The organism is Bacillus sp. FJAT-49711, assembly GCF_018343715.1.
Taxonomy (GTDB): Bacteria; Bacillota; Bacilli; order Bacillales; family Bacillaceae_C; genus Lederbergia.
The window spans coordinates 1-26,254 of the sequence record NZ_JAGYPL010000006.1 but is presented as its reverse complement, the minus strand read 5'-3'; the positions used below and the strand labels follow the sequence as shown (position 1 = coordinate 26,254).

Here is a 26,254-nt window from a genome sequence, read left to right as displayed (position 1 = left end):
TCCTAGTAAGAAACCGAAAGTTTCTAGGCGCTTGAGCTAGACGGAAACTAATCCCTAAAAAGTTATGCACAAAGTAAAAATATATAATTCCCTAAATTATTAAGAAAGGCTTGCCTAAAAACTAGGCAAGCCTTTTTTCAATTTAATTAAACTTCGGCAGCCAGTCACCATGTGCTTCAATAAGGTCGTCACAAAGTGCAACAATATCATCTAATGATAATTCAGCTGCTGTATGTGGATCCAACATTGCTGCATGGTAAATATGCTCTTTTTTCTTTGTCATTGCAGCTTCAATTGTGAGAAGTTGTGTATTAATGTTTGTACGATTCAGTGCCGCAAGTTGTTCTGGCAAGTCACCAACATAAGTTGGCGTAACACCACTGCTATCTACAAGACATGGCACTTCTACAACTGCTTTTTCTGGTAGATTAGTAATTAAACCAGTGTTTAACACGTTTCCGCCAATTTTAAATGGCACGTTTGTTTCCATCGCTTCAATGATATAGGAGCCATATTCATGTGAACGATGGTGCTCTAGATTTTTATTATTTACAAGATCATTACGCATTTTTTTCCAGCCTTCAATTTGATTCACACAGCGACGAGGATATTCGTCAAGAGGAATATTCAGCTGGTCAATTAGCTCTGGATAACGACTCTTAATAAAATACGGATGGTATTCGGCATTATGCTCGGATGATTCAGTTACATAGTAACCAAACTTCCTCATTAATTCAAAACGGACCATATCATCATGCTTTGTTTTTTGTTTTTCCTCAGCACGTCTCTTAATTTCTGGATATAAATCCTCGCCATTACGTTCAATTTCCAGCAACCAAGCCATATGATTGATTCCTGCAATTTTCCAATGCAAGTTATCTGTCGGCATATCAAGTGATTTAAGTAAGTGGTCAGCACATACTTGCACACTGTGGCAAAGTCCAACTGTTTTAATTCCGCCATAGCGGATCATAGTTCCTGTTAAAACTGCCATCGGATTTGTATAGTTTAAGAACCATGCATCAGGACAAACCTCTTGCATATCCTTTGCAAAATCCAACATAACTGGAATCGTTCTTAAGTTTCTAAAGATCCCACCAATTCCTAATGTATCTGCAATTGTTTGGCGCAAGCCGTATTTTTTAGGAACTTCAAAATCTGTAATCGTACACGGATCATATCCACCTACTTGAATGGCATTGATAACATATTTCGCACCGCGCAATGCTTCCTTGCGATCAGTGTAAGCCTTTACAGTAACTGTCGATTTAGAAGTATCTTTCATGTTATTTAGCATATTTTCTGAGTCTTTTAATCTCTCATGATCAATGTCATATAACGCAAATTCAAATCCTTGAATACTTGGAACCTGCATACAGTCGCCTAGTACATTCTTTGCGAAAACTGAGCTTCCAGCGCCTAAAAAAGTTATTTTCGACATTTTTAAAGCCTCCATTTTTTGTGTTGTGTAACATATTGCTATATTCTTTTATTATAGAAATATGTTAAAATGCTTGATATATTAATCATAAAATGAATATTATTCACTTACAATGGTAAAAACTATTGAAAGAAGGGTAAAATATTGCTCATTAGTCATCGTAAAAAAAACTATGAATCCTTCGGTTTTCGATTTACAGGCGAACATCAAAAAAAGATTGTCGGTATCCACTCGATTGGGTGGGACGAAGTTACCTCACCCACTTACGACTGGGATGGATTAAAAAGAAGCGAAGTTGGAAAATGTGTTTTTCAATATACTCTTGCTGGACATGGGATGATTCAAGTTGGCGAAAAAAAATACCCTTTATCATCCGGGCAAGCTTTTTTAGTGCAAATTCCAAGTAATCATCGTTATTATTTTCCTTCAAACGGTGAGCGATGGGAATTTATTCATATTACATTGTATGGAAATGAAGCACAAAAAACCTTTGAGTTTATTAATGAAAATATCGGGCATATTATTTCGTTTTCCCCCGAATCAGAACCAATTAAATTATTACTAAATATATTTGAAGCAGCTGTCGGTAAAAAAATAACAGACGCTTATCAGGCGTCTGCATTTGGATATTCTTTTTTAATGGAACTAAATCGATTTGTTCAAAATATAGGGTCTCCCGTTGAACAATGGCCAGAGTCAATCTCGAAGGCAGTATTATTTGCTCAAAAACACTATAATAAACCAATCGGATTAGATGACATGGTAGAGGCTTCGGGACTTTCCAAATACCATTTTACAAGACTATTCCATGGAACGATCAGTACAACCCCTTTAAAATATTTAACGAGAATCCGAATGGATAAGGCGATTGAATTACTTCGTCAATCCAATCTATCTATCGAAGAAATTGCCAGTCAAATCGGCTACTCAAACGGCAATTACTTTAGCAAGGTTTTTCATAAAAGATATGGCATGCCACCTGGACAGTTTCGCCAAAGCAAATACACCGTTCCTGTAAATTATATTGTGATAGATTAGGATCATTCGATTTAAGATAGTGAAAATCAATCAGTTTTTACAGAAAACTTTTCTGGAATGATCCCTAAAGAATCAGGACGAAAAAAAAACTGTAATGTTGGACAAATTCTTCGGTGTCTTCGTAATTTTGTCCATCATAGCTGCCTTGATGGACAAACTACTCGGTTTTTCTGTACATCTGTCTATCATAGATGCCTTGATGGACAAACTACTTGGTTTTTCTGTACATCTGTCTATCATAGCTACCTTGGTGGACAAACTACTCGGTATTTCCGTACATCTGTCCATCATAGATGCCTTGATGGACAAACTAAGCTACTTTTCCGTAAATCCGTACAACATCACAACTGCAGCAAAAAAACTTACGTTACCTAGAAAAACACTTTTTTACCTGTCCGGGCACTTTCAATCGCTTTATAAACCATGGAAACGCTATGAATATTATCCGTACAATCTGTTTCTGCTTTGCGGCCTTCTAACAAAGATGCAAACATTTCATCTAAACAACCGAAGTGGCCATCTTGCCCATTATAAGTGGAGGACGTTTCTACTTTTTCATAGTCTTGTAAAAATTTGTGTTCATTTGATGGGATTGTGATTTCAGCATATGGTGAATGTGTTCCGTCCCAGATAGCTGTTCCTTTACTTCCCACTACACGCCAAGAGGACTCCCATGAGGTTGGTGCACCTTCTGCACTCCAAGAACCGCGATAATTAAAGACGGCTCCGTTGTCCATTTCAAAAATACAAATGGCTGAAGCATTCCCTTTATACCAAGAACCTGCCGGATTAAATTCATGGCAGTAAACCGAAACAGGATTTGCTCCTGAGATAAATCTAGCCTGATCAAACGTATGGATTGCCATATCGAGGATTAATGGACTGTCCATTTCATCACGAAATCCACCAAAGTGTGGACCTAGAAAAAAGTCAGCATTAATAAATCCTTGATCACCGATTTCGCCAGATTGAACTAAATCACGAAATGCTCTTATTTGCTTATTAAAGCGGCGATTCTGCATAACTACATAGCTTTTGCCAAATTCGTTTGCTGCATTTTGCATTTCGACGGCATCTTGCATAGATTCTCCCATTGGCTTTTCGCCAAATACGTCGCAGCCTAATGATAGAGCCGTTATCGTAATACTTTTATGACTTGCCGGTATTGTAACATCAAAAACTAAATTTGCTCCTGTTTCCTTAATAGCTAAGCTAATATCCGTATATGTATTACAATCCAAAGCATAATTTTTCGCAGCATTTTTTGCGGTCTCCTCAAATAAATCAACGAGAGCTACAATTTCCGCATCTTTTCTTGTCAGTGCGTACTCAATCCATTGATGGGACATGCCTCCGCAGCCGGCAACTACAATTTTAAAATCAGCCATTACCATAACCCCTCTCCTAAATAAGAAATCTCCGCATATTACATCGGAGAATTCATGTAGTTTTATTTTCTCTTTTCTCAACCACTGTTTAATATGAATTTTTCGAGTAATTCAACTGAGAAAAGAGCTGGAAACTTCATAAGAATTGTTAAACTTTGTAAACAATAAACTTAAGAAGCTAGCCTTTTATACATATTATTATAGTTTTCTACTAGCTGCAATATTGATATCAATTACTTAATTTTCTTCTTCTAAGCCCTATAATAGGTTGATTTAAAAATTTCCTCATAAAAATATACGCAATAATCGTTTCCGTCATAACACCAACAGATTGTGCGATTGATCCAATTAATCCTCCTCCATTGGGCATTACGAACAGAAGAAAAAGCAATACAGCAATAGTCATGAACACATTTCCTGCTTGGGAAAATTGCAATACTTTTGTTTGACCTTTTAACATCAACACTCCATTTATAAAATCAAGCCATGGAAAACATAAAGCAAAAATGATGAAAAATTTTAGTGCTATTAAACTTTGATCAAGGAGTTCTCCCGAAACACCCATTATATGTTGTAATCCCCAAACCCCTATAGGTGTATAGGCAATTCCGAGCAATAAGAGACTGGGAACAAAACTAAAAATAAACGAAAAACGAATAACCATTTTCGTGTCTTGATCATAGAAGTTTATAACGATTTGATGGAAATAAGTTGAAAAACTAAGTAATAAATTTAGAACTGAAAACGCAACAGCATAGGAAGCTATCGCAATTTCTGCTTTGCCGCTCGATCCTAACACTGCATTCGTAGCAGGGGAAATAATAACAGCTATTAGTGACGCCATTAATAAGGGGAGATAAAATTTTCTAACTTGGGAATGGCTTACAATATGGTGATTCTCTTTTTTTGCTGGCATTTTTTTAACAAGTTGGCGCCCCTCAATAAAACTTACAAGAGCTTCAATGACCATTCCGGCCAAAAAGATATAAGCACCAATATACCCGTGATTGACCCAACCTTTCTGAATAATGATCCATGAAAGTCCCGCCATTACCAATAAACGAATGACCATTCCAATCGTTAACCATTTCGTGCGCAAATTAGAAATGATAATCCCTTGAAAGAGGCAGCGGATACCCGAAAATATGGTTACAAACATTAAAACCTTATATACAGATAAAGTTGGGCCAAGCATGTGATCCTTCACACCCATAACATGTAAAAAAAACAGTTCACCAATAGGCGAGTACGCAATAATAAAACTTAAAAGCAAAATAGCAGACAATATGAAAATGGTTAACTGTGAAACGAGTTTAAAAGAATGCCTGTCTCGAACTAGAGTTGCGCAAGTTTGCCGTAAAATAACTGCACACCGTTCAAAAATGGCAAATAAACTCATGGCGACAGAATAACTAGCAATGACAACCGCTGGATTCGCCGCACGAGCAAGAGTACTATTAATAATGACATGTGAAATGGTAACAAGACTTGCGGAAATTCCTAAAGGAATAAAAAAGTAAAACAATGTACGAAAAGCAACTTTTTTCCCTTCAGCAGATAGTTGTTTAGTCATGTGTGATACCTTCAATCTGATTATTTTTACAAGAATGCAAAAACACTTCAAATATTATTCTACCACTTTTTCTTTATAATATTTATTCGGCATCCATTTTATTGTAATAAACGCACCAGCAAAACTGAGACAACCGATTATAATAAATCCTGTAGCAAGACTAGCCATTTCTCCGATCCACCCTGCAATAAATGGACCGCCAAACATCCCTAAAGAATAGATTGCTTGAAAAAAGCCCATCGCCGATGCCCTGCGTTCTTCTGAAACGGACTGAATAGCTAATCCCATTAATACTGGAAACATTAAACCTTGTGCAAATCCATTGAACGCCTGAGTAATAATTAATAATAGTAAGCTATTTGTAAATGGCAACAAGACTGTACACAGGCCGGCAGCTATAAAACCTAATAAAATCGTTCGTTTTTCCCCAAATTTCCTGACAAAATAGGTTCCGCTCATATATCCTGCAATCGCATTTGGCAATGTTGATAAAAGTGTCAAAATACTTAAATCTCCATTCGATGCCCCTAAGCTTACCGCATGAAGCGGCGTAAATCCAAACATTGTTGTAAAAGTAATACATTGGACGATGATTGCCATTAAGGAGACAAATAATAATAATTTTTCTCCACCCATTTTGACGAGCTCTTTAATCTCAACGGGCTTTCTGTTTTCAGCTGGCATTTCTACAATTTTTAATGCCAAAAGTAATCCGAGCAGCCCGACAAAAGCTCCAGCATAGAAAGGGGCAGTCCAACTGATATATTCAGCTAAGAACCCACCTAATGTTGTAGCCGCCATTTGCCCGATGCTCGTATAAAAACTGATGAGCCCCATCGCTTTTGGTGCTTCTTCCGGCTCAAAATAACTAGCAAATAAAACGGTAAAGGCAACCCAGCTTGCAGCAGCTACTCCCGCAAGAGAGCGGAAACCAAAAATTGCCCACACATTTGTTGTCATAGCAAGCCCTAAGCTGCTTAACACAGCACAAGCGATCCCCGCTATTATAAACAATTTTCGTTTTCCGATTGCGTCTGACCAAATTCCTAGTGGTATGCGAACGAGCAGCTGAGTAAAACCATAGCTCCCAACAACTAGGCCGATCATGAATATGGATCCTCCTAAATGCTCCACATATGGAGATAGGATGGGTACATACGTATACATGGAAAACCAATACATCATCGTAACGATATAAAATAATATCTTTCTTTTTGAATTCATGAACAAATGCTCCAATTCATTAGAAAATCGCAAGGCGCCTGAAGGGATATGAAGGCTATAGGTGCAACGTTGCTCCAGAATTAAAAATAATGCAACTTACGCTTTCTATACTAGTGAAAAAAGAAGAAAGCGGACTCCTATTATCGGAACGCTTCCTTGTTTTTCTATTTGGCTACATATCCAGCGTATATTCTTTAAGCCCTGCTGGCAAAGGCTTAGGCTGTTCACATGTGCTATTTAATTCATAATGCGAGCCGCTCGTTGATGCATCATGGATCCCATGCATGACATCCAATACATGAAAAGCTAAATCCCCATTTGCACGGTGAGCTCTTCCACTTCGAAGTGCATAAGCCATATCGGCCACACCAACACCTCGACTATTGTCAATATATCCATGTGTCAAAGGAATTTCTTCCCATTCTTGACTGCCGTGTTTACGAAGAAAAACCGGACCGCCAAACGTATTTGGATCTGGAACGAGAATCGTTCCTTTCGATCCATATACTTCTAAATTAGGAAGCTTTGAACCAGCAACATCAAAACTCGTAATGAGTGTTGCGATTGCCCCATTCTCAAAGTCTAATATTCCGGTTATATGGGTTGGTACTTCTACTTGTATTTTTTGTCCATGTTTAGGCTTGCTCGTAATTGTCCTTTCCGGAAAGCTTATTCTTGTTGATCCCGTTACGCGGCGAATTGGTCCTAATAAATTGATAAAAGCAGTTATGTAATATGGTCCCATGTCAAACATTGGCCCCCCACCCACTTGATAATAAAACTCAGGATCCGGGTGCCAGCTTTCATGTCCTGGACTCATCATGAACCCAGTAGCCCCAACCACTTCGCCAATTGCTCCATCATCAATTAACTTCCGGCATGTTTGTATCCCGCCGCCTAAGAACGTGTCAGGAGCACCACCAACTAAAAGCCCCTTCTCCTTCGCAATCTTAAGGATTCGTTCCCCATCCTCACGTGAAACAGCCAATGGTTTTTCAACATATACGTGTTTTCCTGCCTCAAGTGCAGCAATACAAACTTCTGCATGCGCTTTCGGTATCGTTAAATTTATGACAATTTCAATTTCAGGATCAGCCAATAATTCCTCGACTGTATATGCGTTTGGAATCTTGTATTCTTCAGCTCTTGCTTTTGCACGCTCAAAATCTAAATCAGCAACAGCGATAATATCAAGCACATCAAATTTCTGACCAGCTTGACAGTAAATACTACTAATATTCCCGCAACCAATAATCCCTACTTTTACACTTTTCATATTATCCTCCTTATTCTCTTTCTATTTGATACTAGTATAAACAAAACATAGTGAACTTTCATTATATTAGCGAGTAAAAAATATTATTTGCTATCTATACTATTTTTGAGAATACTCCTATACTAAGTTTATGAGATACTTCACATAGATGACAACTGAAATGAGGGTACTTTTATGTTCAAAAGAATTACTGGAAACGCTCGGGCCTGTTTAGTTGTGGAACCCTTATTCATTCTTCCCTACAGTATGTATTTGCCATATGTGTCTGTGTACATGCTGGCTCTTGGGGTCGGTAAAACCCAAATTGGGATGATTGCAAGTTTAGGTTTAATCGTACAAATTTTCACCTCTTTTATTAGCGGATTTTTAACAGATCGTTTAGGAAGAAAGAAAGCGCTTTTAATATATGATCTTATTAGCTGGCCACTCGCAGTTTATATTTGGGCCGTCTCTCAAAATATATGGTTCTTTATTTTTGCAGCTATTTTGAATGCATTTCTTAAGATTCCCCAAACAGCCTGGACTTGTCTTTTAGTAGAAGATACACAACCGAAAGATCGATCTATTGTATTTACTATTTTGCAAGTCATTGGTGTGGTAGGCGGACTATTCGCCCCGCTTGGCGGTTTATTAGTAAGTAAAATGACTTTAGTTCCAGCTGTTCGAATTATGTATGTGATTGCAGGTACATCAATGCTCATCATGATACTCTCCCGCCACTTTATGACTCACGAAACCGATATAGGTTTACAAAAACAAAAGGAAGCAAAGAACATCTCATTAAAAGATACATTTATAGAATATGGAAGTATTATGAAAAAAATTATTAAAAATAAAGGACTATTACTGATCTTTGCCGTTTATATTTTTTTCAACTTCCAAATGGTCATGCAAAATACATACTTATATGTATATTTAGTTGAGGCATTATCGGTATCTGAGTCAACGATCTCAATATTCCCAGCCATATCATCAGTCTGCATGCTTTTCCTCCTCTTTTTTGTCATTCCAAAATTTAAAGAGGAAAAAAATTATTATTATATGATGATTGGATTTTCGCTATCAATAATTGCTAATATCATTTTAGTCATAACAAAAGGAAGCAGCTTGACGCCAATCATTATTAGTTTAATATTTTCTGCTGCTGGTGTCCTAATTGCTAATCCATACTTGGAATCAGCAGTGGCTAATTCCATTGAAGATGCTAATCGTGCAAATATGTATTCAATTTTGCAAGTATTTCTTTTATTATTTATTTCTCCAGCGGGTATCATAGCGGGGCTAGCATATAAAATGGATCCGAGGCTCCCATTCCTTATTATGGTGTTCTCATTACTAATTAACATCGGAATTTTATTATATTTAGCAAAACCATTTTCACGCAAAAGTAAATTTTTAAAAGCATAGTATAAGAAAATAAAAAAGAAGCGGAAGTATAATTACATCTTCCGCTTCTTTTCTTATTTAGTAATCCCTTTAAGAAATTCCCTTTTTGATTATCCTTTCGCACCAGAAATAACAATACCTTGGATGAAGTATTTTTGGGCAAAGAAAAACAGTGTCAACGGTGGAATGACTGCAACAAATGAAGCGGCCATTAATAAATTCCACGGAGTTGTTGCATAAGCTCCTCGGAAGCTTGCTAAACCTAATGAAAGTGGATATTTTAATTGGCTGCTTAAATAAATAAGCGGCCCCATCAAGTCGTTCCAACGATACATAAATTCCATAATTCCCGCTGTTGCAATAGCTGGAATAGATAGCGGTAAAATAATGCGGAAATAAATAGTGAAGTATCCACCTCCGTCTATTTTGACTGCTTCATCCATTTCCTTAGAAATCCCTAAATAAAATTGTCTTAATAAGAAAATTAAAAATGCACTTGCTCCAAATGATGGAACGATTAACGGTAAATACGAATCCACCCAACCGATCTTACTAAAGATTAAGTATTGTGGAATCATTGTTACTTGAGATGGAATCATCATGGTACTTAAAATTAGAGCGAATAAAATGGTGCTCCCTCGTGCACGTAATCTTGCAAATGCGTACGCTACTAACGATGATGAAAAAGCTGCACCAAACATACTTATAATCGTATACCATGACGTATTCCATAAATACATACCCATTGGATGCGTAGTAAATACTTCTTTAAAGTTACCCCATTCCAGCGTTTTCGGTAATAGCGTTTGTAGATGTACCTGTCCTAACGTTTTAAGTGAAGTAGAGATCATCCAAAAAACTGGAAATCCGAATAAACATAGCCCTAATATTAACACTATATAAACAATTACTTTACCAGTTAAACTAATTTCCCCATATTTATATGTTTTGTTTTTCCTAGCTAATTGCATCAAGATCGCCCCCTATTTATTTCGAATCATATTCATAATGTACTAATTTTTTTGAAGCCAATAACGATAGCATGGTGAAAGTGAAAATGATGATGAATAATATCCATGCCTGAGCGGATGCATATCCCATCCTAAATTGGCTAAAAGCGGTATCAAATAAATAGAGTACATAGAAATATGACATCCAATCGGGGCCGCCGCCTGTAATAATATAGGCTTGTGTAAATACCTGAAAAGATCCGATAATTCCCATGATTGTATTAAATAAAATAACCGGTGAAATGAGCGGTACAGTAATTTTGAAAAACTGCTTCAATCTGCTGGCACCATCGATTGCGGCTGCCTCGTACAATTCTGCAGGCAATGATTGTAGACTTGCTAGAAAAATGACCATTGTTCCACCAACAGCTGTTAATTGCATTAGAACCATTGAAGGAATAACCGTTTTTGTATCATTAAACCAACCCGGTCCTTCGATACCAAACAAGTCATTAAGAAGTCCATTCACAATTCCAAAATCAGGATTCAATAACCAAGTCCATAGGAATGCTACAGAAACCCCGGATATAATCGATGGAGCGTAAAACATTGTTCTAAAAAATGCTTGTCCTCTTACTTTTTGGTTAAGCAATACGGCCATTGCTAGTCCGATTATGATACTAAATGGCACTGCCAGCACAACATAATAGGCGGTGACGGTCAATGATTTATAAAAAAGCTTGTCATCAAAAAGACCAGCGAAATTTTCAAAACCGATAAACTTAGGAGCATCAATAACGTTATATGATGTAAAACTTAATACTAACGAGGCGATAATTGGACCACCCGTAAAAAATAAAAATCCGATAATCCAAGGAGAAATAAATATCCAAAAAGCTCTTTCCTCTTTCTTAGCCTCTGCGGAAAGTTTACGTTTTTTTGGAATGATCACATTTTGATTAGTAGATAAATTTACTTTTTGATCCATAATAATTTCCCTCCGTTTTTTGTGAAAAGGGTATCGCCGAAAATGACATCCTGCCAACACAAAATTGTGTTAGAGGGGTGCCCAGTTTGTACGGGACACCCTCAACTTATACTATGTTGTGAAACTTCTATTCTAATTTTAATGAACGGAGGTTCTTATCAATTTCTTCTAAACCTTCTTGTACAGTCTTTTTACCTTCGTAAACGGCTGTCATTGTTTGATCAATGGTTGTTGAGATTATAGAGAATTTAGTGATCAAATGGTTATCTGCTTCTTTACCGTCTACAAATGCACCATCGTTAACTTGTTTGATTTCTTCAACTGACATTCCAGTGATTTCAGACATTTGTTGATACCAATCATCCATCAAAGTTGAATCTGCTGGAGTGGCGGATGTAGCTTGCATGAATGATTTAGCTGCGCCATTAGGATCAGCAAGGAATTTTACAAATTCCCAAGACTCATCTGGATGTTTACTTTTCGCACTAATATTCCATGGATCCACGTATAGAGTTGCAATACGTCCATCGGCATATGGAATTGGTGCAACACCCCAATTAAATTCAGCTGGCTTATATGCCCAGAATCCCCAACCACCGTTTACAACCATAGCCACTTTACCTGTCATAAATGGATCACCAAGTTGAGAAACGGCGTCAAGTGCAGATGGGTTAGGTGAAACCTTATGTTTATTAATTAAATCAGCAAAAAATTGAAGTGCTTCAGCATTTTTAGGATTATCAAGAATGGCTGGTTCGCCCATAACACCTGTTGTATATGCTTCTGGTTTCCAGAATTCACCACCAAATGACCAAGCCTTACGTGCAGGTGAATTATTATCTAGCAATCCATAAATCTTGTCTGCACTTTTACCAGTGTCCTTTGTTAATTTTTTAGCGTATTCAAGAGCTTTTTCCCAATTCCATGAAGTATCATTCCAATCAGTTGTCGGGTATTCTAATCCAGCTTCATCAAATAAATCTTTGTTATAGAATAAATAGCTTCCAATACCTAACATTGGAATTCCATAAACTTTCCCATCAATTTTATAAATATCCATTAAGTGATCCGGAATTCCACTAAGCTGTTGTGCATCATTTTCAACATAAGGAGTTAAATCAAGTAATGCGTCCATCCCGCGATATGTCGCAAATCCTGAATTAGCCCAGTTGGAGGACCATACATCTGGTACATTTCCACTTGAAATCATAGTCGTTAAACGTTGGTCAATCTCATCTTGTGGAATTGTTTCCAATTTCACTTTAATATTCGGGTTTTTTGCTTCAAAATCTTTGATTGTTTGTTTTTCCCATTCAATCATATTGGCATCTGTTCTAACAAGCCAAGTAATTTCTACTTTTTTGTCGCCGCCTTTGCTTCCTCCAGTGGATTCAGATCCTCCACAACCAGTCAAAGCAGCGGAAATAACTAAAATAAAAACCATCATAAAAACCTTGTAGAAACTTGACACTTTCCTCAATCCAATTACCCCCTTTTTTATTGTGTTCCTTTTTGTTACTACAATTTGATTCATATGCCGCAAGATTTTGAGCAAAACCACCTCCCTTATTTTCACAGGCTAATACTTTTCTCCTAATTACAAACTACTTACGATACAAAATACATTGGTAAGCGATTACAATTCTTAATCAATTAAACATTCAATCTATTTTCCATAGATATTATCATATGTTTTCTAGAAATGGAAGATTATTTTTTTCAAAGATGAGAATTATGTTGTAAAAACCAATGAACTTTGTCATTTTTCTTCGCTTACTTTATAATAATATTTTTTGTAAAATAGTTTTTGAGGTTAGAATAGGATGGATTTTGTGAAATATTTATTTAATGAATAAAGCCCTATAAGGAGAAATATGAAAATGTTGAAGGAATTATGCCAATTTTGAAATCACAAAAGCAATAGGCATAAAGTAATAAAGACAACAACATAAAAGGTTATGATGAATTTAATATGATATGAACTTATAGTTTCGAAGATCTGTATTAAGTTTGGTACCCTCAGATAAAGAATGTATCACCGCTTAGAGCAGCACTTCGGCGGTTGTTTACATTGCCAACATTAAAGGACATCAATACAATGATTGATGTCCTCCGATATCCCAAACTTTATAGCTAATAAGTGTTAGTCCCAAAATTACTTGCTTGAATATGAACTATTTCGGGAAGTACAGGATGCTATAAATCTATAAAGTGTTACTATTTACCATTACATTAGTCACCTTACATAATTTCAGGTATTATAAAAGTATAGAGAAGCATATTTTAAAAGACCGCTGGTGCTGGAACACTGCGCTTACCTTAAAGCACAACGCGGTCCATCCAATAGAAGGTTCCCTCCTTGGGCAATCGGCTATGAGAAGGAAATTAACTCACCCCTTATGCTTGGAGGCTCAAGGGTGGGTTATTTTTTTGGTCCAGTTTGTAGCATTGCCACGAGTAAGCCTGCAAAGGTACACGCAAAAATCAACGCTTCAAAGACCGACACAAGCACTCCCCCTTTCTATAGAGGTATGCTGACCACCCTTGAGAAACCTATTCTATTGTTTTTTAATTATACCACTATTCTGATAATAAGTCTGGGGTTTTCTTCCAAATAGGATGATGGTCTTATATGATATTCCACTACTAGGTCTTCGGTATTCCCTTGCTTTACAGGAGTGGTAAAATCACTCCCCTCGTTAGTCTAGTGATAAGTTTCTTGATAAACCCCAATTATTTTTTTATTAAATCTACGAAGTTTTGAGCAGTCTTAGACAAGTAATGATTTTTCAGCCATATTAATCCGACGGATGCGGACAGTGTTTTGCTTGAAATTTTGTAGGCATGTATTGGATATCCTTTATGGCATTTAAGTAATGTTTCTGGAACAATGGCAGCACCAAAATCGGATGCGACTAAGTCCATCAAAAGTGTAATATCGGAACATTCACCAACAACGTTAGGATGTATTTGAAATTTAGAAAATGCCTCCATAATCACATAATGCACACCTAATCCTTCCGTGCTAGGTAAAATGAGTGGTTCGTTTTGAATATCAGCAAGTGAGATTTCATTACCAGTCCGTTTTCGTTTTTTTGATGTAATAAAATAAAAAGGCTCAGAATGAAGATGGAGAACCGATAAATCATCCAACTCGAGCGGCAATCGAATGATCGCAAGCTCAACTATCCGCTCTCTTACTAATTTACAAAGATGTGCGGATTCATTTTGTTGAATTTTATAAGTAACTTTAGGGTATTGTTTTTGAAATTTATGAAGTATTTCAGCTAACTTAACAGCTGAAAACGTGTTAATGCCTAATGTAAGCCTGCCATTTACTCCATTTCCCACTTCCTTGACTTCTATTTTCGCCTCCTCCATTAACTGTGTCACTCGCAAGGCATATTTATATAAAGCTTTTCCGGCTTCTGTTACTTCAAAATGTCTTCCACTTCTCTCAACTAATCTTGAGCCTAGTTCATCTTCCATTGTTTTTAATTGTTGGCTTAATGGAGGTTGAGATATATGCAGTCTTTCAGCAGCAGCGGAAATTTTTCTTTCCTCTACAATCGCTATAAAATATCGTAGCTGTCTTATATCCATCGCTGAAAATCCTCCTTTTTATTATATGAAAAACTTAAGTAAAACTTATTTTTTTTATATTTTTCATATACATACTCTTATGTTAGCATTTTTATATAGACAGGAAAAGGAGATACGTGGATGTATCGTTTCTTCATGATTTTAGTTGTTGTTTTGCTTGCAGGGTGTCATGGAATTCCCAATTCTTCAGAGAGTTTACAGAAAGAATCGCAATCTAAAGAAAAGAAGGTGGAACTTATGAATCAACAATTCATTTCATCGGCTGAAAAAGGAGATACCGAAAATGTTCTGAAATTGCTAGAAGATGGTGCAAATATTAATGCAACGGATGATCTTGGGAGAACAGCTGTTTTAGCAGCGACTTATAACAATAATGTAGATACAGTAAAAGCACTCATCCAAAAAGGTGCAGACATAAATATTCGTGACAACAAATTAAACAATGTGATCCTGTATGCCGGAGCAGAAGGGTTGCTTGAAATCGTAAAACTTGCGATTGATGCGGGTGCAGACACGAAGCTTACGAACCGGTTTGGGGGTACGGCTCTTATACCAGCATCAGAACGAGGTCATGTTGAAGTTGTTAATGAACTTCTTAATCGTTCGGATATTGACGTAAATCACATCAATAATTTAAATTGGACAGCATTATTAGAAGCGGTCATTCTAGGTGACGGCGGAGATAATCATCAAAAGATTGTTCAGCTGCTAGTAGACCACAGAGCAGATCCCAATATTAGTGATCGTGAAGGAATTACTCCTTTAGAACACGCTCAAACACGTGGATTCCAAGCAATTGAAAATATATTAAAAAAAGCGGTAGAATAAATCGCCAGCTTTTAAGAAGGGACGTTAAAAAATGACAAATTCATCATACTGGTTAACGAATGTCCATTTAGAAACTGGATACCATTACGAAAATGGTACAGTTACAGGAACGAAAACAGAATGTTTCCATGTAAAGATAGAAGATGGAAAAATAAAAGAAATTGTTGAAGCAGACAAACTGTTAGAAACCCATCTACCTAAACGGGACGCGAATCATTATTTAATGCTTCCATCGTTTAGAGACATGCACATTCATATTGATAAAACGTATTACGGAGGTCCTTGGAAAGCCCCTACTATTCCAACTAAAGGGTTGATCACACGGTTAGAAGAAGAGGAAGAACTACTTCCACGCTTATTGCCCGTTGCCGAGGAAAGGGCGAAAAAGCTATTAGATTTGTTGTTAAGTAACGGTTCGACTCATATTCGTACACATTGCAATGTTGATCCTTTTATTGGATTAAAAAATTTAGAAGCCGTATTACGCGCAACGGAAGCATATAAAGATAAAGCTTCTGTTGAAATCGTTGCATTCCCACAACACGGTTTATTGCGCAGCAATTCTATTTCATTAGTGAAGGAAGCATTACGCAGTGGAGCTTCCTTAGTTGGTGGGGTAGACCCTGCATCAATTGATGAAAATATTGAGAAATCATTACAAACGGTGATGGAACTAGCTATAGAAGCCAATGCAAACATCGATCTTCATATACATGACCCAGGTCATTTAGGTATTTTTACGTTTAAGCGATTAGCATCTCTAACAGAAGAAGCCGGATGGCAAGGTAAAGTCACGATTAGCCATGCATTGGCATTTGCTGATATCCCTCCTAAAGAAGCGAGTGAAGTCGCCGAGTTACTGGCTCACCAAGGAATTTCAATTACTTCATCTGTTCCGATTGGAAGAACGATCCCGATTCCTCTCTTGCATAAAAAAGGGGTAGACATCTCCCTAGGTGATGATAGCATTACAGATCACTGGTCCCCATTCGGAAAAGGAGACAGTTTGGAAAAAGCAGGAACGTTAGCAGAACGATTTGGTCTTAGTGATGAGCGTTCACTTGGACAAACCTTAGGATATATTACAGGTGGCATAACTCCTCTTAATAAAAGTGGTGAATGTGTTTGGCCAAATGTTGGTGATGATGCCAATCTTGTTCTCGTTCATGCAAGCTGTTCCGCTGAAGCTGTTGCACGACGTGCGGAAAGAAAAGCTGTAATCTTTAAAGGAAAGATCGTTTCTGGGGAACTTTAATATTGAAAAAGAAAGGAAAGATACTATGAGTTCTACTTTTTGGTTAACAAATGCCCGACTAGAGACTGGCTACCAATTCGATCATGATGTCATAACAGGAACGCAGACTGCATGTTTTCATTTATTCATACAGGAAGGAAAGATCGCAAAGATTATTTCCTCTGATGAAACCATTGCAGATGATGTACAAAAAATAGATGCAAAACAGTTATTAGTTCTTCCATCTTTTATAGAAAAACATTGTCATTTGGATAAAACATTGCTAGTTGACAAGTGGCGCGCAGTCACACCTGTTAACAGTATATTTGAACGACTTGAAATTGAAAAAAAAGTTCTTCCTTCTTTGGAGACTACCACGCAAGAACGTGCAGAAAAGTTACTTGAACGATATTTGAAAGCCGGAGTGACTCATATACGTACACATGTAGACATATACCCTGAGGTTGGATTAAAGAATTTAGAAGAAGGTCAAAAAGCATTGCAAAAGTTTGAAGGAAAGCTTTCGTATGAAATTGTTGCATTTCCACAACATGGTTTATTACGTACGAAGGCAAAGGATTTAGTAAGAGAAGCTATTCGACAAGGAGCGAGCTTTGTTGGTGGTGTAGACCCTGCCACAGTGGATGGAGATATAGAAGCTTCTTTACAAGAAATGGTTGAACTTGCGGTAGTAGGTAATGCAGGAATCGATTTGCATTTACATGATGCAGACCATCTAGGAATTTTCACAATGAAAAGATTGGCTCAGTTAACAAAAGAAGCCGGTCTACAAGGGAAGGTTGCAATCAGCCATGCATTTGGACTTGGGGATATATCGGAAACTCAAGCAGAAGCCATGGCAGATCAATTGGATGATGCAGGAATCACTATTATTACGAGTGTTCCAATTGGTCGAAAGTTTCCACCTGTAGGTTTATTACACAGAAAAGGAGTTTCAGTTGCCGTAGGATGCGATAATATTTTTGATGTTTGGTCACCTTTTGGGAATGGTGATATTTTAGAACGAGCTGGACGATTAGCGGAAATTTCAAGATGGAGCGATGAACGATCATTAGCACAAACTCTCTATTTTATTACCGGTGGCAAAACACCTCTTAACCCTGAGGGAAAACAGGTCTGGCCGAAAGTGGGAGACGAAGCAAATGTCGTATTAGTTGATGCATCTTGTTCTGCTGAAACCATTGCAAGAAAATCGAAACGAGCAGCTACGATGTTCAAAGGAGAGATCGTCTCGGGCTCGCTTTAATTAAAGAAGAAAAAAAGTTTGTTTTTTTTATTCATTATTTTCTCCGTTTCCATTTTTCACAAGTTGTATTTTTTCATTATACAAAAAAGCACCCTACAGATAGACTTATTTAGTGTCTACTTTAGGGTACTTTTAATAATTTCTAATCCTAGTCAAAAAAATAAAAACCACCAAATATGTATTTGGTGGAGACGGAGGGAGTCGAACCCTCGTCCAGAAACATCGGCACTTAAGCGTCTACGAGTGTAGTCAATATATTGTAATTTCGCGACTTCTTCCGCCTATCGACGGGCATCCGAAACGCTAGCCTGATTGATCTCTTCCATAGTCCTCAGGCGGAGGACGTCCGGCGTAGCCCACTTAGAGTGAGTCCCTTACCCTACCACATGGGCGATGGAGGGAGGAACCGCTATCGACTGTTATTAAGCAGCGAAAGCGAAGTTGTTGTTTTCTTTGCCAGTTATTATTGGCTTTGACGTTTTTACGAGGACGATCCCCTCGACTCGCAACCTAAGCTCGAACTATCCCTGTCGAATCCGTAACGTCCCCATAATAAGAAGATGTTTTCCGGTTTTCTTTTTAGTTAACCTAATAAAACATCTAAGGTGTTACACTGATTATTATAACATACGTTCGCAAAATTTCAAGGTATTGACCATGGTATAACATACCATCTATCTATTATTGTTCTGTATTCTCTTCTGTACCACCCAGTTTTTCTACTAAGGATTGCATCTTTAAAAAGATCCGATAATATCCATAAAATGATAAATAAGCAATGATTGAACCAAGGCAAAATGGAATAAAAACAGGAATATATTTGATCAACAGGAAGAGGAACATTCCACTTAGCACCGCTAACAAAAGTGTGTAATGAGGATTGCCTATCGCCAACAAAATCGATTTTATAAACGAATCCTTTAATTTCGCTTGAAAATGAACTGTGTCCGAAAAGAAATGAACAGTAAATGTAAAAAGGAAGATTGTAACTATCACATAAAAGTAAAATGAAATTGAACCAATTTGAACACCGGAAGTTAAATAATTATAAAGCCAAGCTGACCATATTGGAACAATAATAATGCCGCCTAACAAGCTTTTTAAATAATTCTCTTTATAATATTTCCAATAAGAACTTATAAGTGGCACAGCCTTTTTTCCCAAAATCCAATCTCTTACTGCTCCAAACATTGCTGTTGTCGCAGGGAAAAAGAAAAAAGGAGCCAATACCGCAATGGTAATAACGATTAATTGGAATTTTTCAAAGGTGTCTGCATATAGCAAAATTAATACAAAATAAACGACCGGCAAATTAAATAAGAGCCATATAATATTTGTAACTGCAAATTTCATAATCCATTCGGAAAAAACGAGAAGTATTCTTGAAAAACCTGTGTATCCCATGATGTCCCCCTTGAACAATATTTCTTTTTATAGAATAACATAAGGGCCCTGCCTCGGCACGTGTATAGAGTGTCAAATCTTTGACACTCTATACAGTTCGAAGCGGCCCTTTTATTATTAGTTATTAATTACCAGCCATTTTCGCTTTATTTTCTTGCCATTTTTGAGTTTTGAATTCCAATAATTTATCGTATCCAACTGCTTGTGCATCTTTTTCTGCTTCGTCAAGGATTTTTATGACTTCCTCATCGCTCTTTGCGTGAACTGATTTAGCTCTTGCTTCGTCATAAATATCGTTAACTCGCTGTTCAATTAATCCTTCTTCAGAATCTGGCATTGGAGAAAGATTTACAAACTCAGTTGTATTATATTGTGTTTTCCAAGTGATTTGAGATTGATATCTTGTAGCCCAGTTTTGTTGCTCTTCCGGCAGCGTCATCTCAAATGCAGATTTGGATTTATCAATGTATACTGTATTTCCAGCCCATTGAAGTGGATCCGTCGTTTGCATTAATTTATCACGCTCAGTTACATCCGTAACAAATTTATCTGTAAATACTGGTGCTTCGTCGATTCCATCAACAGCATGTGTTCCTTCCCAATACAAACCTTCAGGTCCCCAGAAAATATGACGTTGACCTTCTGGACCAGTATACCAGTCAAGAAAAGCAAAGATGGCTTCAGGATTTTTTGCTGCTTTTGTGATGACACTTACGTTCCAACCAAGCTGCGACCAGCTTCCAGTCCATATTTTGTTTTTATCTAAGCCTTCTTTATGGAAAGGCCATACCATTTTAAGACCAGCATCTGGATCTTGCTCTCTTAAAAGGGAGTCTGCCAAGTTAGAGTTAACTGTTGGACTGCTTCCTGCATAAACAGCAAATTTACCAGTCATAACCTTTTCTTTTACTTGATCCGCGGTTTGCGTTAACGCATCTTGTGAAATAAGTTTTTCACGGAAGAGCTTGCTTACATATTGCATAGACTCACGATAAACAGGATCTGTAAAAATAGATGATAGCTTGTCTCCTTGTGGAACAGCACGCATTCCCACATAAGCTGTCGTATGGTCTTCACCAAATGCGGAGTAAAGAATATCAAGTCCGTCTCCTTGGCCAGGCTCATATGGTACAATATCAGGATACTTTTCTTTTATTTGTTTCAAATAAGCATATAATTCCTCTGTTGTTTCTAATTTTGGTGATCCTAATTCTTTATACATTTTTTCATTTACAACATAACCAGAGTTGCCATTTGGCTGTGATGTGTACCAGTTCGGAAACTGATAAATGTGTCCATCATCAGCACGAAGCATGTTAAGCGTTGATTCGCCTGCCCATTCCTTAAGGTTAGGATATTTTTCAATGTACTCGTCAAGAGCTACTAGCATTCCAGCATCACGAAGTTTATCTACATCCGGTCCACGATCCATCCAGATAACATCAGGAAGTTCGTTACTAACAATCATTGTATTGAACTTTTGTGCCGCGTTACCACCAGAGCTTACGGATTTTACATTAACTTTTTTGTTTTCTTTTATCCATTTTGAAGCGATATCTTCGCCCCAAGTTGGCATTGTGTACCAGTCATAATGACCATACATAGTGTATTCTAGCTCGTCTTCCCCGAGAACGAATCCTTCGCCCTTACTTTCGGAATCTTTCGATCCACTGCTATTATTTCCTTTGCCATCGCCCGCACTGCCTTTAGAACAGCCCGACAATATGGAAAAGACCATAAGTAGAGCGACTAGAGATAAAGTCAAGAACTTCATCTTGTTTTTCATTCTTTTTCCCCCTTGGTGTCCTTTAATATATTTAAAGCTTGTGCCTTAAACCGAATATAACTAATCAATCCTATAGGTAAAACGCTTACTTATCAGAAAAATAAAATCAACATCTTTTGCGTTTCTATAAATGTCTTTTCTTACCTATTAATTATGTAATCCCTTTCAAAGGATTCATAAAAAAATAAAAACGCTGATGTTGTTATAAACAATTTTAATATTGGCGTAACAAATAGTCAATATAAATTTAAGAGAATTGTAGAATATTGTTGATGATCTACTTTAGATGTCGAAAATATAGAAAAGGTCACTTCAGTTTATAATTCTGAAGTGACCCATACATTTATTGGCTATTAATTTCCAGCCATTTTTGCCTTGTTATCTTGCCATTTTTGAGTCTTGAATTCTAGCAATTTTTCATATCCAACAGCTTGAGCATCTTTTTCAGCTGCATCGAGGATTTTTATAACTTCATCTTCGCTCTTCGCATGAAGTGCTTTTGCTCTTGCTTCATCATAAATTTCATTCACACGTTGTTCTGCCATACCTTCTTCTGTTTCAGGAAGTGGCGATAGGTTTTGGAATTCTGTTGAATTCATTTGAGTCTTCCAAGTGATACTCATTTGGTATCTTGTATCCCAGTTTTGTTGTTCTTCTGGCAACGTCATTTCAAATGCTGTTTTGGATTTATCGATATAAACAGTGTTACCAACCCATTGGAAGCTGTTTGTTGTATTCATCAATTTAGAAAGATTTTCAACATCCGTTAAATATTTATCCGTAAATACAGGAGCTTCCGCAATGCCTTCAACAGCTTGTGTTCCTTCCCAATATAGGCCTTCTGGTCCCCAGAAAATAGTACGTTGACCTTCTGGACCTACCATCCAATCAAGGAAAGCAAAGATGGCTTCTGGGTTTTTAGCTGCTTTTGTTATAACACTTACGTTCCAGCCAAGCTGGCTCCATGTTCCTGGAGTGATTTTTTCTTTGTCCAAACCTTCTTTATGAATTGGCCAGATCATTTTAAGTCCTGCATCTGGATCTTCAGCTTTTAGTTCGGTATGAGCAAGGCTTCCGTGCTCTGTAGGAGAGCTTTCTGCAAATACTGCGAATTTACCCGAAACAATTTTTTCTTTTACTTGTTCAGCTGTTTGAGTCAAAGTATCTTGTGAAATTAATCTTTCACTATAAAGCTTGTTCATATAAACCATTGCTTCTCTAAATACAGGATCTGTAAAGATAGAAGATAATTTGTCACCATTTGGTACAAAGTGTTGACTCATGAACATGTTTGGATGTTCTTCAGCAAATGCTGAGTAAAGAACGTCTAGTCCGCCACCTTGTCCAACTTCAAAAGGTAATACATCTGGATATTTTTCTTTAACTTGTTTCAAATAAGCATAAAGATCATCAGTTGTTTCTAGTTTTGGTGAACCTAATTCTTTATAAATTTTTTCATTTACGACATAACCAGAGTTACCATTTGGTTGTGTTGTATACCAGTTAGGAATAGTATAAATATGTCCATCTTCAGCACGAAGCATGTTAAGAGTAGACTCTCCAACCCATTCCTTGATGTTTGGATACTTTTCAATATATTCATCAAGTGGAACTAACATATCGTTGTTGCGAAGTCTGTCTAAGTCTGCGTTACGATCCAACCACATTACATCTGGAAGGTCGTTACCAACGATCATTGTGTTGAATTTTTGTGCAGCATTACCACCAGAACTGATTGGCTTGACGTTAACCTTTTTGTTTTCTTTAATCCATTTTGTTGCTTCGTCTTCGCCCCAGTTTGGCATTGTATACCAGTCATAATGGCCGTACATTGTGTACTCTAACTCGTCTTCACCAAGAACAAAGCCTTCACTTTTACTGCCCGAATCTTTGGATCCGTTGCTATCATTGCCCTTGCTATCGCCTGAACTGTCTTTAGAACAACCGGACAATACGGCGAAGACCATAAGTAGAGCAACTAGAGATAAAGATAAAACCTTCATCTTGTTTCTCATTTCTTTTCCCCCTTAAATATTTTTAATATATTTAAAGCTTGCGCCTTAAACCAAGTTGATTACCCTTTCAAAGAACCAACCAATACCCCTTTAACGAAATACTTTTGAACGAATGGGTATACACAGATGATTGGGATCGTCGCGACCATCATTGTCGCCATCGACAGGGATTTTGTTGAAACTGATTTTAATTTCTGCATATGCGCGGCAGCGGTTGAATCAGCCTGCGCCATTTGCTCCGTCATAATGTTGGAGCTAAGGATTTGCTGCAGCATGGTTTGGATAGGCAATAGTTTTTGTTCTGAGATGTAGATGCTTGGTGAAAACCAGTCATTCCAATGATAAACAGCTGTAAACAACGATAAGGTTGCGATAACTGGGCCCGATAGCGGCAGGATGATTCGGAAAAACGTTCCCCAATATCCACATCCATCCACTCTCGCGGATTCTTCCAGTCCTGCTGGCAAGCCTTGGAAGAAGGTCCGGAAGATAATCATATTCCATACGCTTACTAAGCCCGGAATGATCATAACCCAAAATGTATTGAATAATCCTAATCCTCTAATCAATAAGAAGGTAGGAATCAAACCACCACTGAAAAACATCGTGATGACACAGAAAATCATGTAATAGTCACGACCAATTAATTCTTTTCTCGACATCCCATACGCGAAGATAGCTGTAAACATGACGGCTGTCGCTGTTCCGATAACGGTACGAAGAATAGAGATAAAAAATCCATTTAGGATACGAGAATCCTGGAAGACGATTTCATAATTGTCCAGGGAGAATTCCCTTGGCCAAAAGGTGACTCCGCCTTTCATCGTATCGATTCCGCTGTTAAACGAGATAACCAATGCGTTCCAGAATGGATAAAAGGTGACGAAAGCTAATATTGTAAGCATGATGTAAATGGTAACCGACATGACTCGATCGCCTGTTGTCATTTTTAACATGTGGAATCCTCCTTTTCCCCTTTTTTTACCACAAGCTTGATCCTGCTCTTCTTGACAAGAAGTTTGCCAATGTGAGCAAGCCTACACTGATGATGGCTTTAAATAAACCTACAGCAGTTGCATAAGAAAATAGTGAGTGTTGAATACCTCTTCGGTATACATACGTATCCAAGACATCCGCTACATCCCTCACAACAGGGTTAGAGCCTAAAAGGAGAATATCCTCAAAACCAGCATTCAATAAGTTTCCAATCGCCAAAATCATGAAAATAAGGATGACTGGCAAGATAGAAGGAATTGTAATCAAATACATTTGTTTGAATCGATTTGCACCGTCAAGTGCAGCCGCTTCATAAAGCTGAGTATCAACACCGGCGATAGCGGCTAAATAAACAATGGAACCAAAACCAATATCTTTCCATACGTTCGTAGCCACTAAAATCGTCCAAAAATATTGCGGGATGCTTAGGAAACTAATTGGTTCATCAATGGTTCCAATCTTTTCCAAAGCAATGTTTAAGCTTCCGTTATCTGTGGATAGTAGTGACATGACGAATCCTGACACAATAACCCAAGATATGAAGTGAGGTAAATAACTCACGGTTTGCACAATGCGTTTAAAAAACATTTTCCTAACTTCATTCAGCATTAAAGCCAAAATGATTGGTGCCGGAAATCCAATAAAGAATTTCAGAAAACTAATCACAAGCGTATTTCTCATTACTTGTGTAAATTCAGGAGCGTTAAAAAACATTTTGAAATGTTTTAAGCCAGCCCAAGGACTTTCCGCGATCCCCTTAAAAATGTTGTAATCCTTGAACGCCATAACGATTCCGTACATCGGAATATAGCTAAAGATAAAAATGAAGATTACGGCAGGAATAACCATTAATTGGAGTTCCCACTGATTTGCTAGTCTAAAGAAAATCGATTTCTTTTTTGGCACGATTACGATATCTTTACTTGCAACTGCCTTTTCCATATCGTCTCCCCCGATTACATCTTGATGTTTTTTATTTTTAGAAAACTCTGAGTTAATAACGCTTACTTAATTTAATAAATAAAAAAGATAAAGAACTTGTCGAAGTTTCCCCTTTCATATAATTTAGAATTCTTAGCGCTTCCATTATGATTCTGGTCATTTACCAATTCAATCTACTTTAACTAGCTTCATAGTTTTAGACTTAAAATCCCTTTGAAAGACTCTGGCATCGTGATCAATACTATTTCTAGTTACTTGATTGAAACTATGAAATATACTGATAATTGTTACTATCAGTTTAAACTTGATATAACAATTAGTCAATATTATTTTTAAAAATTTGTAAAATATTGTAGGAGAATGGACGCAAGGACTTTAGACTTAATATAAAATAGATAGAATTTATAAATGCACTCTAGTTTTTCGACATTTTCATATGACGCATTATTCCTTTTATAGGTTGCTTTTACAATGTAAAAAGGGGCTGTCCCAAAAGTCCATGAAAAATGACTTCTGAGGACTGCCTTTTTTCGTTAGGCTTTTCTCACATACTTTGTTGCTTTTTATCAAGTAGTGCGTAAAGGTTGATTTCCGCTACAGTTGCTCGCTTTCCGCGGGGCGGGCGGTGAGCCTCCTCGGCGCAAACGCCTGTGGGGTCTCACCTGTCCGCACATCCCGCAGGAGTCTCGCACTTTCGCTCCAATCAACCTTCAAACAGTGTTGGTTTTAAAAGCAACAACCTCTCAGAACAGTGCCTTCCGTTATTAAAAATAGGTACAAAAAAATCGTCACTTCTTGTAAAATGAAAGTTACCACACCAACATTTAGGAAGGACGATTTTTTATGAGCAATCCAAAGATTACTAACCCCAATTATATCACTGAACAAACTTCACTTCCACTGGAAATACAAGAG

Annotated in this window: 19 protein-coding genes and 1 other RNA gene; 5 read left to right on the top strand and 15 right to left on the bottom strand. The window is 37.3% G+C overall.

Translation table 11 applies throughout. The annotated features are described in order from the left end of the window. Window positions 1–142 precede the first annotated feature (142 nt). Window positions 143–1,441 carry an alpha-glucosidase/alpha-galactosidase gene (melA, locus tag KHA96_RS21090; protein ID WP_213131324.1) on the bottom strand — a complete coding sequence of 433 codons (1,299 nt, stop codon included), beginning with the start codon at window positions 1,439–1,441 and terminating at the stop codon, window positions 143–145. A 144-nt stretch (window positions 1,442–1,585) separates the two neighbouring features. Between melA and KHA96_RS21085 the strand changes: the two genes are divergently transcribed. Continuing rightward, the gene (locus tag KHA96_RS21085; RefSeq protein WP_213131323.1) at window positions 1,586–2,479 is read left to right on the top strand and encodes a helix-turn-helix domain-containing protein; all 894 of its coding nucleotides are present in this window, start codon (window positions 1,586–1,588) and stop codon (window positions 2,477–2,479) included. Between the two features lie 371 nt (window positions 2,480–2,850). Here the strand turns inward: KHA96_RS21085 and KHA96_RS21080 are convergent, their stop codons facing one another. The 4 genes from KHA96_RS21080 to KHA96_RS21065 all read right to left on the bottom strand — a co-directional run bounded on the left by KHA96_RS21080 (window position 2,851) and on the right by KHA96_RS21065 (window position 7,940). Next, window positions 2,851–3,867, bottom strand: a complete 1,017-nt coding sequence (locus tag KHA96_RS21080) for a Gfo/Idh/MocA family protein (RefSeq protein WP_213131322.1) — start codon at window positions 3,865–3,867, stop codon at window positions 2,851–2,853. A 229-nt stretch (window positions 3,868–4,096) separates the two neighbouring features. Beyond that, window positions 4,097–5,440 carry an MATE family efflux transporter gene (locus tag KHA96_RS21075; RefSeq protein ID WP_213131321.1) on the bottom strand — a complete coding sequence of 448 codons (1,344 nt, stop codon included), beginning with the start codon at window positions 5,438–5,440 and terminating at the stop codon, window positions 4,097–4,099. Window positions 5,441–5,494: 54 nt separating this feature from the next. Continuing rightward, on the bottom strand, window positions 5,495–6,664 hold the full coding sequence (locus tag KHA96_RS21070; RefSeq protein WP_213131320.1) for an MFS transporter: 1,170 nt from the start codon (window positions 6,662–6,664) through the stop codon (window positions 5,495–5,497). Window positions 6,665–6,836: 172 nt separating this feature from the next. Then, on the bottom strand, window positions 6,837–7,940 hold the full coding sequence (locus tag KHA96_RS21065) for a Gfo/Idh/MocA family protein (RefSeq protein WP_213131319.1): 1,104 nt from the start codon (window positions 7,938–7,940) through the stop codon (window positions 6,837–6,839). Between the two features lie 174 nt (window positions 7,941–8,114). Here KHA96_RS21065 and KHA96_RS21060 point away from each other — a divergent pair, with 174 nt between their 5' ends. Further along, on the top strand, window positions 8,115–9,347 hold the full coding sequence (locus tag KHA96_RS21060) for an MFS transporter (protein WP_213131318.1): 1,233 nt from the start codon (window positions 8,115–8,117) through the stop codon (window positions 9,345–9,347). 89 nt (window positions 9,348–9,436) lie between these two features. Here the strand turns inward: KHA96_RS21060 and KHA96_RS21055 are convergent, their stop codons facing one another. The 4 genes from KHA96_RS21055 to KHA96_RS21040 all read right to left on the bottom strand — a co-directional run bounded on the left by KHA96_RS21055 (window position 9,437) and on the right by KHA96_RS21040 (window position 14,867). Further along, a complete protein-coding gene (locus KHA96_RS21055) occupies window positions 9,437–10,297 on the bottom strand; it encodes a carbohydrate ABC transporter permease (RefSeq protein WP_213131317.1) in 861 nt (286 codons plus the stop codon). 16 nt (window positions 10,298–10,313) lie between these two features. Further along, complete coding sequence (locus tag KHA96_RS21050) at window positions 10,314–11,264, bottom strand: carbohydrate ABC transporter permease (RefSeq protein ID WP_213131316.1); 951 nt, start codon at window positions 11,262–11,264, stop codon at window positions 10,314–10,316. Window positions 11,265–11,391: 127 nt separating this feature from the next. Then, entirely contained in the window at window positions 11,392–12,735 is a 1,344-nt protein-coding gene (locus KHA96_RS21045) for an ABC transporter substrate-binding protein (protein ID WP_349305825.1), read from the bottom strand. 1,262 nt (window positions 12,736–13,997) lie between these two features. Further along, window positions 13,998–14,867: a LysR family transcriptional regulator gene (locus KHA96_RS21040; RefSeq protein ID WP_213131314.1), complete on the bottom strand. Its 870-nt coding sequence runs from the start codon at window positions 14,865–14,867 to the stop codon at window positions 13,998–14,000. A 237-nt stretch (window positions 14,868–15,104) separates the two neighbouring features. Between KHA96_RS21040 and KHA96_RS21035 the strand changes: the two genes are divergently transcribed. From KHA96_RS21035 to KHA96_RS21025, 3 genes are read left to right on the top strand one after another with little or no spacing between them, the layout of a single operon-like run. After that, entirely contained in the window at window positions 15,105–15,695 is a 591-nt protein-coding gene (locus KHA96_RS21035) for an ankyrin repeat domain-containing protein (RefSeq protein WP_249315854.1), read from the top strand. 31 nt (window positions 15,696–15,726) lie between these two features. Further along, window positions 15,727–16,950, top strand: a complete 1,224-nt coding sequence (locus KHA96_RS21030; RefSeq protein ID WP_213131312.1) for an amidohydrolase family protein — start codon at window positions 15,727–15,729, stop codon at window positions 16,948–16,950. A 25-nt stretch (window positions 16,951–16,975) separates the two neighbouring features. Beyond that, a complete protein-coding gene (locus KHA96_RS21025; protein ID WP_213131311.1) occupies window positions 16,976–18,196 on the top strand; it encodes an amidohydrolase in 1,221 nt (406 codons plus the stop codon). 183 nt (window positions 18,197–18,379) lie between these two features. On the opposite strand, the gene ssrA is transcribed toward KHA96_RS21025, so the two are convergent. The 6 genes from ssrA to KHA96_RS20995 all read right to left on the bottom strand — a co-directional run bounded on the left by ssrA (window position 18,380) and on the right by KHA96_RS20995 (window position 25,339). Next, window positions 18,380–18,745: a transfer-messenger RNA gene (gene ssrA, locus KHA96_RS21020) on the bottom strand. 132 nt (window positions 18,746–18,877) lie between these two features. After that, window positions 18,878–19,600: a YesL family protein gene (locus tag KHA96_RS21015; RefSeq protein WP_213131310.1), complete on the bottom strand. Its 723-nt coding sequence runs from the start codon at window positions 19,598–19,600 to the stop codon at window positions 18,878–18,880. A gap of 124 nt (window positions 19,601–19,724) precedes the next feature. Continuing rightward, the gene (locus tag KHA96_RS21010; RefSeq protein ID WP_213131309.1) at window positions 19,725–21,386 is read right to left on the bottom strand and encodes an extracellular solute-binding protein; all 1,662 of its coding nucleotides are present in this window, start codon (window positions 21,384–21,386) and stop codon (window positions 19,725–19,727) included. Between the two features lie 353 nt (window positions 21,387–21,739). Continuing rightward, on the bottom strand, window positions 21,740–23,401 hold the full coding sequence (locus KHA96_RS21005; protein ID WP_213131308.1) for an extracellular solute-binding protein: 1,662 nt from the start codon (window positions 23,399–23,401) through the stop codon (window positions 21,740–21,742). 59 nt (window positions 23,402–23,460) lie between these two features. Further along, entirely contained in the window at window positions 23,461–24,357 is an 897-nt protein-coding gene (locus KHA96_RS21000; protein ID WP_213131307.1) for a carbohydrate ABC transporter permease, read from the bottom strand. Between the two features lie 25 nt (window positions 24,358–24,382). Further along, window positions 24,383–25,339 (bottom strand): ABC transporter permease, encoded by a 957-nt coding sequence (locus tag KHA96_RS20995; RefSeq protein WP_213131306.1) that lies wholly within the window; start codon window positions 25,337–25,339, stop codon window positions 24,383–24,385. Between the last annotated feature and the right edge of the window lie 915 nt (window positions 25,340–26,254).